We start from the raw sequence: 12269 nt of genomic DNA, 5'->3' as shown, positions 1-12269 counted from the left end.
TGCTGCCGAAGTCACTGGGCTTCCGGCAGCGGCGCCCGCACGGAGTTCGGCAGCGGTTCCGGGAGCGGTCCCGTGCTCGTGTCCGAGTTGATCCGCTTGAGGAGAATTTCAGCGCTGATCAAGCACATCGGAAGTCCGATGCCCGGGATGGTGGTGCCGCCGGCGTAGAACAGACCGTCGACCTTCGCGGAGGCGTTGGAGCCGCGCAGGAATGCGCTCTGCCGCAGGGTGTGCGCCGGGCCGAGGGCCCCGCCGCGCCAGGAGTTGAGGTCGTCGGCGAAGTCGCCGGGTCCCACCGTGCGGCGCACCACGATCCGCTCCGCCAGGTCGGGAATGCCGGCCCAGTCGCTGAGCTGTCTGACGGTGTCATCCGCGATCTTCTCGATCGCGGCCGAGCCTTGGCCGTTGATCCCGCCGTGGCCGAGGCCCGGGTCGGCGGGGATCGGCACCAGCAGGAACATGTTCGTGTAGCCCTCAGGGGCGACTCCCGGGTCGGTGGCACTGGGCATACAGGCGTAGAAGGAGGCCGGCGAGGGCACGCTGGTCTTCTTGCCGAAGATACGGCCGAAGTTCTCGGCCCAGTCCCTGGTGAAGAACAGACTGTGATGTTTCAGCTCGGGCAGGTCTCCCTTGATGCCGAGCATCACGAGCACGGCGCCCGGACCGGAGACGCGCTTCTGCCACCAGCGCTCGGGGTAGGTCTGCGCGGATGCCGGCAGCAGCTCGGTCTCCGTGTGGTGCAGGTCGGCGGCCGAGACGACCGTGTCGGCGTCGAGGGTGACACTGGTGCCGTCGCCCGTGCGATAGCTGACCCCGGCGACGGCGGTCGCGGCGCCCGGGGTGGTGTGGATCGCCGTCACGGTCGCCTCGGTGATCACGGTCACGCCCTGCGCTCTCGCGATGTCGGCGATGCTGTCGATCAGCCGAGTGAACCCACCCTGCGGATAGAGCACGCCGTCGGCCATGTCGAGGTGGCTCATCAGGTGGTACATCGACGGGGTCTGGTCGGGCGAGGAGCCGAGAAACACGGCCGGGTAGCCGAGGATCTGGCGCAAACGGTGGTCCTTCACATAGCCGGCCACGAATTTGTCCAGCGGCTGCAGCAGCAGTCGGGCCAACCGACCGAGCCGCTTCAGGACATCCGGAACCAGCAGGGGTGTGAAGGAGGCGAAGCTTGTATACAGGAACCGTTTGACTGCCATGTCATATGTCTCTTTGGCCGAGACGAGGTAGCGGTCGAGGGCCGCGCCCGCACCGGGTTCGAGGCTTTCGAACAGACGGATGTTGTCGGCCCGCTCGGCCGCGATGTCCACCGGCTCCGTCGTGCCCTCGAAGAAGACCCGGTAGCCCGGGTCGAGGCGGGTCAGGTCGAGCTGTTCCGCGGAGGATGTGCCGAACAGCCGGTAGAAGTGGTCGAACACCTGCGGCATCAGGTACCAGGACGGCCCGGTCTCGAACCGGAAGCCGTCGACGTCCCAGAAGCCGGCCCGGCCGCCGAGGGTGGCCTGCGCCTCGAGCAGGGTGACCTGGTGGCCGTCCCGGGCCAGCAGCGCGGCGCTGGCCAGTCCGGCGATGCCGCCGCCGATGACAACGGTGTGCCTGGTCGGTGCGCTCATCGCTTCCACGCTCCCGGTCCGAACGATGCGGTGAGTGCAATCATGATTTTCTCCGGATCCGGCACCCGTACCCGGGCGCTCATCAGTTCTCGCGCGGGGGTGACTCGCAGCTTCGCCGACAAGCGGGCGAAAAGGTGGTGTGCAGCGGTGACCGCGCGGCGGCTCCCCACCGGGAGCATGGGCAACACGCGGGCCGCCGCGTCGAGGTCGGCGTCCATGTCGTCGAGGAGTTCGTTCTTCTGTGTTTCGGTCATGGTCAGCAGGTTCACACCGGGAAAGTAGTTGCGGCCGAGGGCGTCCCGGTCGGCGGCGAGGTCGCGCAGGAAGTTGACCTTCTGGAAGGCCGCGCCGAGGCTCCGGGCACCGGCCTCGAGAACCTGGAGCTCATCGGTCGTGTACCGCGTGTCCTGCACGAAGCAGCGCAGACACATCAGCCCGATCACCTCGGCCGAACCGTAGATGTACTCGGCCACTCCGGCCGCGTCGAACGGCGACGGGTCGAGGTCCCGGCGCATCGAGGCGAAGAAGGGTGTGGTCAGGCTGGTGTCGATTCCGGCTTCCCGGGCGGTCGCCGCGAAGGCGTGCACGACCAGATTGGTGCTGAAGCCCGACCCCATCGCCTGGCTGGTCTCCCGTTCGAGCGCGTCCAGCAGGTCGCGCTGGCCGTCCACGTTCACGCCGGCCTGGCTTGCGGCGCCGTCCACGATCTCATCGGCGACCCGGACCAGGGCGTAGATGGTGCGCACCTGGCTGCGCACGCGCGGCTCGAGGAGACGGGCCGCGAGGCCGAACGAGGTGGAATAGTGGCCGATGACCGTGGCGGAGCTGGCCCGGGCCGCGGCGTTGTACTTCGCGATGCCGGTGTGGTCGTCGGGGCTGTCACGTTTCATCGGCTGCGATTCACGGCGGTGCCTGCCAGGGTGGTGAGCAGCTCGCGCAGGGGCGCCGGTACGGCGGCCGTGTCGAGCGCGGCCACGGCGCGAGTGCAGTGGTCGGTGGCCAGCTCATCCGTTGCCTGCAGGGCGCCGCAGTCACGAAGCAGGCCGCGCACGGTGTCCGCTTCCGCCTCGGTGAGGTCGGCCTTGCCGATGAAGGGGGCGATCTCTGGCCAGCCGCGGGTGGTGCCCGCGTGGGCGATCAGGGTCGTCTGCTTGCCTTCCCGCAGGTCGGTGAGCACGCTTTTGCCGGTCTTCTCCGGGTTGCCGAAGACCCCGAGGACGTCGTCGGTCAGCTGGAAGGCCACGCCGATCAGGCGGCCGTAGGCGCCGAGCACGTCGATCGCCTCGGCCGAGCCGCCGGCCAGGATGGCGCCGGCCTGCAGGGGAGCCTCGAACGAGTAGACCGCCGTCTTCTGCTCCAGGGTGGAGATGACCTGGGCCACCGTGAGCGGATGCTTCGACGCGGCGTTGGTGACGTCCGCCAGTTCCCCGGCAGCGGAGACGAACACCGCTCGATCGAGCAGGTCGAGCAGGCGGCCGCGCAGTTCGAGCTCGACCGGCAGCATCGCGAGGGCGCGGTGGGCCTCGCTCAGCGCCAGGTCGCCGGCCAGGATCGCGGCCGTCGCGGCCCACGCCCCGGCCTGGTCGCCGGCTCCGTGGGCGAGGGCGCGCTCGGTGAACTGCCCGGCGATGTTGGCCACGCCGCGGCGGGCGAGGTCGTGGTCGATCACGTCGTCGTGGATCACGAAGGCCGTGTGCAACAGTTCGAAGCTGACCGCGACCGGAGTGGCCAGGGTGAGGTCGGTGCCGCCGAGGCCGGTGAACGCGGCCAGCACCAGTGCGGGGCGCACACGCTTGCCGCCGCTGCTGGCCTGCTCAAGAGAGTCCCAGAGCGCGACATAGTGTTCGCCGTAGTCGCTGGCGCGCAGGCGGGCGGCAGCGAAAAAACGCTGCAACTCCGTCCCTACCCCGAGCGTCTGGATTTCATGCATCGAAACTGGTCAATTCCTGGAGCTGCAGCCCCAACCAGGGGCTGAACGCCCACGGGGCGTCCCGCACCGAGCGCTGCAGGGCGGCCGGCTCCACCCAGGCAAATTCCATGACCTCGTCCGGGTTGGGTTCGGGTTCGCCGGTGGCGCGGGCCAGGTAGACGGGGCAGATCTCGTTCTCGACGATGCCGCTGCTGTCGACGGCGCGGTAGCGGAAGTCAGGCAGGGTGACCGTCAGGTTCGCAATCGAGAGTCCGAGCTCGAACAGCGCGCGCCGCTCGATGGCAGCGGGAAATTCCTCGCCCGGGAGCGGATGGCCGCAAAAGGAGTTGGTCCAGACGCCCGGCCAGGTCCTCTTCGACAGGGCGCGTCGGGTAACGAGAACCTCGCCGGCCGGATTGAGCACATGGCAGGAGAAAGCGAGGTGGAGCGCGGTGTCCGTGTCGTGCACACTGAGCTTCGGGGCCGTGCCGATTTCGCGGCCGGACTCGTCCAGCAGGACCACGAGTTCTTCGAGCACTTCGACCGGCCGCATTAGCCATCCCTTCGGGTGATTCAGTCAAGATACCGGAAAAAATACCTAATCTGATTAGCTAAATTCGAGGCTAGCACGGGGCCCTGTCCGAACCGTCCATTGCGGGGCGTCGGGAGGCCCGCACGGCATCCGTCGGCCGCACGCTTAAACTCGTGGGGTGCCCACCCCCGCTGCAGACCATGTCAACGCCCTTCTCGCCTCGTACCAGGATTTCCCGCAAGTGGGCATCCTCTTCCGCGACCTCAACCCGGTGTTCGCCGACGCCGCCGCTTTTCGAGCGCTGATCGACGAGCTCGCCGGCCGGTTCCAGGGTGAATTCGACGCGGTGGCCGGCATTGAGGCCCGCGGCTTCCTGCTGGCCGCGGCGATCGGCTACGCGGCGGATGTCGCCGTGCTCGTCGTGCGCAAAGGCGGCAAGCTCCCCGGATCGGTGCTGAGCGAGGAGTACGACCTCGAGTACGGCTCGGCCTGCCTCGAGCTCGAGATCGGCCAGCTCGCGCCGGGTGCCCGCGTGCTGGTCGTCGACGACGTGCTGGCCACCGGCGGCACGATCGCCGCGACCGCCCGGCTCATCGAGCGCGCCGGCTACCGCCTGACCGGCGTCGGCGTCGTGCTGGAGCTGACCGAACTGGTCGGCCGAACGCGCCTCGGCGACGCTCCTGTGCACGCCATCGTCGCCCTCTAGCCCGCTCAGGTACCCACCCGGCGCGGCTCGCTCGTCGTGGCGCACCCTCTGGAAGCGGGCGCACGTTCTACCGTGCGCCACCATCCATAGCCTGCGCCGCGAGTCGAACGCGACTCAACACGGTGCGTATTCACGGGACCGTGGCGCATGCTTGACCCATGAGCACAAACGGTGACGGGTGGGTGTACGGGCCCGACGGCCGCAAGTTTTGGGGTCTTTTCGGGGCGGCCGGCCTGCTCGTGCACCACGAGGAGCTGGGGGTGCTGCTGCAGCACCGCGCGCTTTGGAGCCACCAGGGTGACACCTGGGGGCTGCCCGGCGGGGCGCGCCACGAACACGAGAGTGCGCTCGAGGCGGCTCTGCGGGAGGCCCGCGAAGAGGCCGGCGTGCCCCCGGAGCTGGTCTCCGTGCAGTTCAGCTCCGTGCTCGACCTCGGTTTCTGGTCGTACACGACGGTCGTGGTGCGAGCCACGGAGCGCTTCGAACCCGTGATCAGCGACCAGGAGAGCATCGCGCTGCGCTGGGTACCGCGCCACCAGGTCGACGCGCTGCCGCTGCATCCGGGCTTCGCCACCAGCTGGCCGGCCCTGCTCGCCCGCCTCTGAACCCGCACCGCCATTAAACCCGCACCACCTCGCCCGGTGACTTGTCCGGCCGCCAGCCGCGCCAGACCGGGTGGCGCAGTCGCCCCGTGCCGGTCCATTCGGAGAATTCCACCTCGCCCACCAGCACCGGGCGCACCCACCGCGCATCGCGGGCGCCGGCGGGCGGGATGCCGGTGAAGGGGTTGTCCACCGCAGCGATGGCATCCAGTCGCGCCCGCAGGTCCTCGAGGTCTGCGTCCCGGAACCCGGTGCCGACCCGGCCGATATAGGTCAGCGTGTCTCCGTCCGGAATCCCCAGCAAGAGGGAACCCACGGTGTCGGCTCGGCGCCCGTTGCCCGGTCGCCACCCGCCGATCACCGCCTCCTGGGTGCGATGGTGCTTGATCTTGATCCACGATCGGGACCGCCGACCGGCCTCGTAGCGCCCGTCCCGGGTCTTGGCGACGATCCCCTCGAAGCCGAGCTCGCTGCTGGTCGCCACGGCCTGGGCGGAGTCGCCCGTGAAGACCGGCGGCACCTGCACCGCACCGGACCCGGTGACAATCTCCTCGAGCACGCGGCGCCGGGCCGTGTACGTCAGGTCGAGCAGCGGCTCCCCGTCACGTTCGAGCACGTCGAAAGCCAGAAACCGCACCGGGGTGGATGCCTCGGCCGCTTCGATCTGTCGGCGACCGGTCAGGCCCAGCCGCGTCTGCAGCAGCCCGAAGTTCGGCCGCCCGCCCGCGTCCATCGCGACGATCTCCCCGTCGAGCACCGCAAAGTCGGCCGAAACCGCTCCCGGCAACGCGCGCACCAGCTCGGGATACAGGTGCGTGATGTCGTTGCCGTTCCGGGTGAACAAGCGCACGTCCGGGCCTAGGCCGGCGGCTCCGAGATAGGCGAGCGCACGGATGCCGTCCCACTTCATTTCGTAGGTCCACTCGTCGTCCTCGGACAGGTCGGCGATGGAACCGGGCGTGGCCAGCATGGGCCCGTACCGTGTGCGGCGTGCGGACCGGCCGCCCGTTTTGGCCGTCGCGCCCGCCCCGGTGCCCACGTCCCCGGCCCGCCGGGCCGGCCGTGTCTTCATCAGGTGGATCAGCCAGTTCCGGTCGGCCACGTCCGTGCCCTTCGTGCGGATCAGGGCAAAGCGCCGCGTGCCACCGAGCCTGCCGCCCGGTTCGCCGTGCAGCACGGCGATCACCTCGTCATCCCGCCACTTCTCCAGCTCGTAGCTGCCGTGGTCCCAGATGCTCATGGTGCCGGCCCCGTATTCGCCGGCCGGGATATCACCCTCGAACGTGGCGTATTCGAGCGGATGGTCCTCGGTGCGCACGGCGAGCCGATTCTTCGCCGGATCGGTCGGCACCCCGCGCGGCAACGCCCACGACGTCAGCACCCCGTCGTGCTCGAGCCGAAAGTCGTAGTGCAGGTTGCGGGCGTGGTGCTCCTGAATGACGAATGACCGACCCGCGGATGCGTCCGGCGCACCGGTCGGCATCGGCTCCGAGGTGCGGGAAGCGTCTCGTTTTCCGAGGTAGACGGCCAGCGCACCGGCTCCCGTCCCGGCGCCTTTACCGGTCTCGTCACCGGCACCACCGGCATCCGTGGTGCCCCGGCCGGAATGTGCCTCGAGCAGCGCGGCCAGCGGGTCCCCGCTACGCTGCACCCGGTGCATCGCCTGCTTGTAGTCGATCTGTGCGAGCCCGGGGGAGGCCAGTTCCCGCCAGGTGCGCGGCATGGCCACCATCGGATGCAGCGTTCCGCGCAACGAATAGGGAGTGATGGTCGTCTTTTGGACGCTGTTCTGGCTCCAGTCCACGAACACCCGCCCCGGTCGAAGAGCCTTCTTCATATCGCTGACGATGAGGTCCGGATGGTCGGCTTCGAGCGCGCGGGCCAGCTCGTGTGCGACCTGGGAGACCTGGTCCGAGGTGTGCGTGAGGTCCAGCGGTGCGTAGAGGTGGATGCCCTTCGACCCGCTGGTGACCGGCAGCGGGTCCAGGCCCATGTCCCGCAGGATGGCCCGGGCCAGACGGGCGACCTCCGCGCACTCGTCGAGGGTGACCCCGTCGCCGGGATCCAGGTCGATCACTAGTCGGTCCGGGTTGCGCGGGCGTCCACCCCGGCCGAACTGCCACTGCGGAACGTGGATCTCCAGCGCCGAGATCTGGGCGAGCCAGGTCAGCGTCGCGAGGTCGTTGACCAGCGGGTACTCGCTCACGTGGTTCGAATGCTGGATCGGCCGGCGTTTCACCCAGCTCGGCGTCGCCTGGTCCAGGTTCTTCTGGAAGAACACGTGTCCGGGTGCGTCCCGGGTGCCCACACCGTGTACCCACCTCTTCCGGGTCGCCGGGCGATTCGCGGTGTGCGGGATCATCACGTCGGCGATGAACGCGTAGTAGCCGAGAACGTCGGCCTTCGTGGTCCCCGACTCCGAGTAGAGCACCTTGTCGAGATGCGTGAGTGTGATCCGGTGTCCGCCGACGGTGACGACCTGGCGGGAGTCGGGGGAGGGCGGCCGCTCGTTCATGGCTCCAGCATGCTCTCGCGGCCACAGCGTGCCTAGCCCTCTCGGCGCACCGGGTGTGTACTAAAGTGATGAGATCGATCTGGAAGGGCGCGATCACCTTCGGGCTGGTCAATGTGCCCGTCAAGGTCTACAGCGCCACCGAAGACCACGACGTCGCCCTGCACCAGGTGCACGACGCCGATGGCGGGCGCATCCGTTACCAGCGCCGGTGCGAGCGCTGCGGACGGGTCGTCGACTATGCGCACATCGACAAAGCCTGGGACAGCGGCGACAAGACGGTTGTCATCACCGACGAGGATCTGCGCACGCTGCCGGCCGAGAGAAGCCGCGAGATCGAGGTCGTCGAGTTCGTGCCGAGCGACCAGCTCGACCCGATCATGTTCGAGCGCAACTATTTTCTCGAACCCTCCGGCTCACCCAAGGCCTACGTTCTACTGCGGCGTGCGCTCGACGCCACCGACCGCACCGCGATCGTGCGGTTCGCGCTGCGGCAGAAGACCCGTCTCGGTGCCCTCCGGGTGCGCGGGGACGTGCTGCTGCTGCAGTCGCTGCTGTGGGGCGACGAGGTGCGGGCCGTTGAATTCCCGATGCTCCAGGAGTCGGTGCGCATCTCCGCCCAGGAGCTCGAGCTCGCGGCCGCACTGGTCGACTCCTTCGCCGCCGAGTTCTCGCCGCAGGATTTTCGGGACGACTACCAGGACCAGCTCCGCGAACTGCTCGAGGCGAAGCTCGCCGCGGGCGAAGCCGTCGACACCGAGCTCACCTTCGGCCGCGAACCCCGGGAAGGCGAGGAAGGCGGGGGAGAGGTGCTCGACCTGATGGAGGCCCTTCGCCGCAGCGTGGAGCGCAGCCGCGGCCAGGCGAAGCCGGACGCGTCGGATAAATCCGAGAAACGCGCCGACAAGGGGCGAAAACGGGTATCGGGAAACTGACGAGGCCGCATTCCGGTTCGGCCGCCGCGTCGGTAGACTCGGTGATTGTGACAGGGGCAGAGGGAACCGGCGTCAGCTCAAAGGTGATCACCCTGCCCAATCTGCTCAGCATGCTGCGCCTTGCGCTGGTGCCGGTCTTTTTGGTCGTGTTGGTGCGGGGAGAGGATGCCTGGGCGCTCCTGGTGCTGATGGTCGCCAGCCTCACCGATTTCCTCGACGGCTACCTGGCCCGGAGGTTCGGCCAGATCACGCGGCTCGGCCAGCTGCTCGACCCGGCCGCCGACCGGCTGTACATCTTCGCCGCCCTCCTCGGACTGGCCTGGCGCGACCTGGTGCCCTGGTGGATCGTCCTGGTCATCGTGGGACGGGACGTGTTCCTGCTCGGACTCGGCGTCATCCTCGCGAATTACGGATTCGGGCCTCTGCCGGTTCACCAGCTCGGCAAGGTCGCCACCTTCTGCCTCTTCTACGCCCTGCCGATGATCATGCTGGGAGAGGCCTTCCCCATGGTGTCCTGGTGGTCGCTCCCGGTGGGCTGGGCCTTTGGCATCTGGGGAGCGTTTCTTTACTGGTGGGCAGGCATAATCTATGCCGTCGAGACCGTCCGGGTGATTCGCATTCCGCGGGCAATTCAGCCCGTTCCATCCGATACGCTGGAGGACCAGGAGGTGTACGGTGAACGATTCCAAAAAGACGAATGAACCCCAGCGCAAGGCCGCGCCCGACAACTATTCCAATACCGACACGACGATGACGTTCGGGCAGGAATTCGCGGCCCAGCTGGCATCGCTCGACGGTGACGTCACGGCCGAAGAACAGGAAGCCATCGCGGCTCTGCCCTCCGGCTCGGCGCTGCTCGTCGTCCGGCGCGGCCCGAACGCCGGCGCTCGTTTCCTGTTGGATGCGGACGTGACCACTGTGGGCCGTCACCCCAATGCGGACATCTTCCTCGACGACGTCACGGTATCTCGTCGGCACGCGGAGTTCCTGCGCCACGAAACCAAGTTCGAGGTGAAAGACCTGGTGTCCCTCAACGGCACGTATTTCGACGGGGTCCGCATCGACACCGCGCTGTTGCACGACGGCGCCGAAGTCCAGGTCGGTAAGTTCCGGCTGACGTTCTACGCCTCGCGGCACGACCTCAAGCTTCAGGCGAGCGAGTAGTGCCCGCGTCCGCAGCCCAGGCCAGAGCGCCGGGCGCGACGTCACTGCTCAGCATCGGACAGGTGCTTGCCCGGCTCACGCCGGAATTTCCGGAACTGACCCCGTCCAAACTTCGGTTTCTGGAAGAACAGAGACTGGTCGCGCCGGCGCGCACGGAGTCTGGCTACCGCAAATTCTGCGCCGGTGACCTGGACCGGCTGCGCCTGGTCCTCTCCATGCAGCGCGATCACTACCTCCCCCTCAAGGTCATCCGGGGCTACCTGGCCGACCTCGACGCGGGCCTCTCGCCTACCCTGCCCGGCGGGGTGACGCCGGGACCGTCGATGCTGTCGACCGCCCGCCGGCTGGACCGCGATGAACTGCTGCGCGAAGCAGGGGCCTCCGCGATGCTGCTGCACGACGCCGTTTCCGCATCGATCATCCTGCCGGCCGACTTCTACGGCGACGACGCGCTCAGCGTGCTGCGGGCCCTGGTCGAACTGCAGCGCAGCGGAATCGAGCCCCGTCACCTGCGCGGATTCCGCGGCGCGGCCGAACGCGAGCTCGGGCTGATCGAGAGTGCCCTCGTGCCGCTCTCCCGCCGTAAAGACGCATCGAGCCGGGCTAAGGCCGCCGAAATGGCGGTCGAGATCGCCGGCCAGCTCGAAGTGATCCGCGGCAGTCTGATCCGTTCTGCCCTGGGGCGCCTGACCAAGTAGTCGAGTCCGACACGCCAATTTACTCGACCGGATGTCGTTGATCAGGACGGTCCCCCTCGGTAGCGTGGATGCAGCGATCATCCGTATCGCAGACCCACCTCCGAGAGGCCATCGTATGAGCGAGCTGAATCAGCGTGACGATGCCTCGCGCTACGGACTCGGCCTTCTCTTCACCGACGGAATGCCCGAGCTCGACGACAACCTCGGCTACCGTGGCGCCGTGGCGGCCCGGGCCGCCGGAATCAGCTACCGTCAGCTCGACTACTGGGCCCGCACCGACCTGGTCCAGCCCACCGTGCGCGGTGCTGCCGGCTCGGGTTCCCAGCGTCTCTACGGCTTCCGGGACATCCTGGTTCTGAAACTGGTCAAGCGGCTCCTCGACACCGGCATCTCCCTGCAGCAGATCCGCACCGCGGTGAACCAACTGCGCGAGTCGGGGGTCAGCGACCTCGCCCAGACCACCTTGATGAGCGACGGCGCCAGCGTCTACCTGTGCACCTCCGACGACGAGGTCATCGACCTCGTCAGCCGCGGTCAGGGCGTGTTCGGCATCGCCGTGGGCAAGGTGCTGCGCGAGGTCGAGACGAGCCTGGTCGAACTGGAGACCCTTCCGATCGACCCGTCGGACGAGCTGTCCCTTCGCCGGGGCAGCCGCAAGGTCTCTTAGCGGAGCGTTCACACGCAGTCGACACGATCGGCTGACGCTGTGCGGCTGACACTATCCGGTCAACGTTGTCCAGTTAACGTTCCCTGGCTAGTGCTGTTCCGCGTACTCGCCGATGCGGGCCGTGCGCAGCACGCGTTCGAGCAACTGATCGAAGTAGCGCGCCATTTCCTGGGCGCTGTCGCCGGGCCAGGTGTGCAGCGGCTTCGCGGCGCCCTGCGCCTGCTGAAGCGAGGTGCGTTCCGGCAGTTGCGGGCTGAGTACGAGCGGGCCGAACATGTCGCGGAGTTCCTTGATCCGGAACTGGTGCTCGAGAGACGCCACGCGGGCACGGTTGACGATGATACCGAGCGGCTGCAGACGAGGGCTGAGTCCGCGGCGGATCTCTTCGATCGCGCGCAGCGCCCGGTCGGCCGCGGCCACGGAGAATAGGCCGGGTTCGGTGACCACGGCAACGCGGTCGCTGGCCGCCCACGCGGTGCGGGTAAGGGCGTTCAGCGACGGAGCACAGTCGATCAGAACCAGGTCGTAGTCCTTTTCGACCGTGGAGAGTGCCTCTTCGAGCTTCCAGATGTCGCGGATGCTCGGGTGCGGCCCGTCGAAATTAATGGCCGACGGGCTGCCGATCATCACGTCGATGGTGCCGGGGCGGCCGCGCGTCCAGCCGCTGGGAACGATGGCGGCGCGAACGATCTTCTCCTTAGGAGAGGCGAGCACATCGGCGATGTTGAGGTGGCCGGTGACCTCGATGTCCATTCCGGTTGACACATCCGACTGCGGATCAATGTCCACCACCAGGGTTCGCACGCCGCGGGCGAAGGCAGCAGACGCCAGACCCAGGGTAACCGTGGTCTTGCCTACTCCTCCCTTGAGGGAGCTAACGCTTAGTACGTGCACAAGTAGATACGTTACCTTCACTAGTCTTGGAGAA

13 protein-coding genes are annotated in these 12269 nt (G+C 68.0%); 7 read left to right on the top strand and 6 right to left on the bottom strand.

The genetic code is table 11. The annotated features are described in order from the left end of the window. Positions 1–11: 11 nt before the first annotated feature. Genes crtI through idi form a run of 4 tightly spaced genes read right to left on the bottom strand, consistent with a single transcriptional unit; the run spans position 12 to position 4078 of the window. Positions 12–1616, bottom strand: a complete 1605-nt coding sequence (crtI, locus tag CXY81_RS10575; protein WP_104171287.1) for a phytoene desaturase family protein — start codon at positions 1614–1616, stop codon at positions 12–14. Further along, positions 1613–2506 carry a squalene/phytoene synthase family protein gene (locus CXY81_RS10570; RefSeq protein WP_104194810.1) on the bottom strand — a complete coding sequence of 298 codons (894 nt, stop codon included), beginning with the start codon at positions 2504–2506 and terminating at the stop codon, positions 1613–1615. The genes crtI and CXY81_RS10570 overlap by 4 nt, the downstream gene beginning before the upstream one ends. Beyond that, positions 2503–3546 (bottom strand): polyprenyl synthetase family protein, encoded by a 1044-nt coding sequence (locus tag CXY81_RS10565; RefSeq protein WP_104171285.1) that lies wholly within the window; start codon positions 3544–3546, stop codon positions 2503–2505. The genes CXY81_RS10570 and CXY81_RS10565 overlap by 4 nt, the downstream gene beginning before the upstream one ends. Then, positions 3539–4078 carry an isopentenyl-diphosphate Delta-isomerase gene (gene idi, locus CXY81_RS10560; RefSeq protein WP_104194809.1) on the bottom strand — a complete coding sequence of 180 codons (540 nt, stop codon included), beginning with the start codon at positions 4076–4078 and terminating at the stop codon, positions 3539–3541. Before idi ends, CXY81_RS10565 begins: the two co-directional genes overlap by 8 nt. A 157-nt stretch (positions 4079–4235) precedes the next feature. Between idi and CXY81_RS10555 the strand changes: the two genes are divergently transcribed. Together CXY81_RS10555 and CXY81_RS10550 are read left to right on the top strand one after the other, a co-directional pair. After that, positions 4236–4763: an adenine phosphoribosyltransferase gene (locus CXY81_RS10555; RefSeq protein ID WP_104171284.1), complete on the top strand. Its 528-nt coding sequence runs from the start codon at positions 4236–4238 to the stop codon at positions 4761–4763. Between the two features lie 158 nt (positions 4764–4921). Further along, the gene (locus CXY81_RS10550; protein ID WP_104194808.1) at positions 4922–5368 is read left to right on the top strand and encodes an NUDIX hydrolase; all 447 of its coding nucleotides are present in this window, start codon (positions 4922–4924) and stop codon (positions 5366–5368) included. Between the two features lie 13 nt (positions 5369–5381). Here the strand turns inward: CXY81_RS10550 and CXY81_RS10545 are convergent, their stop codons facing one another. Next, positions 5382–7880 carry an ATP-dependent DNA ligase gene (locus tag CXY81_RS10545; protein ID WP_104194807.1) on the bottom strand — a complete coding sequence of 833 codons (2499 nt, stop codon included), beginning with the start codon at positions 7878–7880 and terminating at the stop codon, positions 5382–5384. A 68-nt stretch (positions 7881–7948) separates the two neighbouring features. On the opposite strand from CXY81_RS10545, the gene CXY81_RS10540 reads away from it, so the two are divergent. The 5 genes from CXY81_RS10540 to CXY81_RS10520 all read left to right on the top strand — a co-directional run bounded on the left by CXY81_RS10540 (position 7949) and on the right by CXY81_RS10520 (position 11341). Next, positions 7949–8812 (top strand): Ku protein, encoded by an 864-nt coding sequence (locus tag CXY81_RS10540; protein WP_104194806.1) that lies wholly within the window; start codon positions 7949–7951, stop codon positions 8810–8812. 47 nt (positions 8813–8859) lie between these two features. Then, entirely contained in the window at positions 8860–9513 is a 654-nt protein-coding gene (locus CXY81_RS10535; RefSeq protein ID WP_255408694.1) for a CDP-alcohol phosphatidyltransferase family protein, read from the top strand. Between the two features lie 49 nt (positions 9514–9562). Beyond that, positions 9563–9976, top strand: coding sequence for an FHA domain-containing protein (locus CXY81_RS10530; RefSeq protein WP_104194855.1), 414 nt, complete (start codon positions 9563–9565; stop codon positions 9974–9976). After that, the gene (locus tag CXY81_RS10525; protein ID WP_104171280.1) at positions 9976–10674 is read left to right on the top strand and encodes a MerR family transcriptional regulator; all 699 of its coding nucleotides are present in this window, start codon (positions 9976–9978) and stop codon (positions 10672–10674) included. Before CXY81_RS10530 ends, CXY81_RS10525 begins: the two co-directional genes overlap by 1 nt. 115 nt (positions 10675–10789) lie before the next feature. After that, positions 10790–11341: a MerR family transcriptional regulator gene (locus CXY81_RS10520; protein WP_104099539.1), complete on the top strand. Its 552-nt coding sequence runs from the start codon at positions 10790–10792 to the stop codon at positions 11339–11341. A gap of 87 nt (positions 11342–11428) precedes the next feature. Here the strand turns inward: CXY81_RS10520 and CXY81_RS10515 are convergent, their stop codons facing one another. Next, complete coding sequence (locus tag CXY81_RS10515; protein ID WP_104099538.1) at positions 11429–12235, bottom strand: ParA family protein; 807 nt, start codon at positions 12233–12235, stop codon at positions 11429–11431. Between the last annotated feature and the right edge of the window lie 34 nt (positions 12236–12269).

Origin of the sequence: Cryobacterium sp. M25 (assembly GCF_002929635.1) — a bacterium.
GTDB classification, from domain to species: Bacteria; Actinomycetota; Actinomycetes; order Actinomycetales; family Microbacteriaceae; genus Cryobacterium; species Cryobacterium sandaracinum.
The sequence above is the reverse complement of the archived record's forward strand: the minus strand, read 5'-3'. Positions and strand labels throughout refer to the sequence as shown.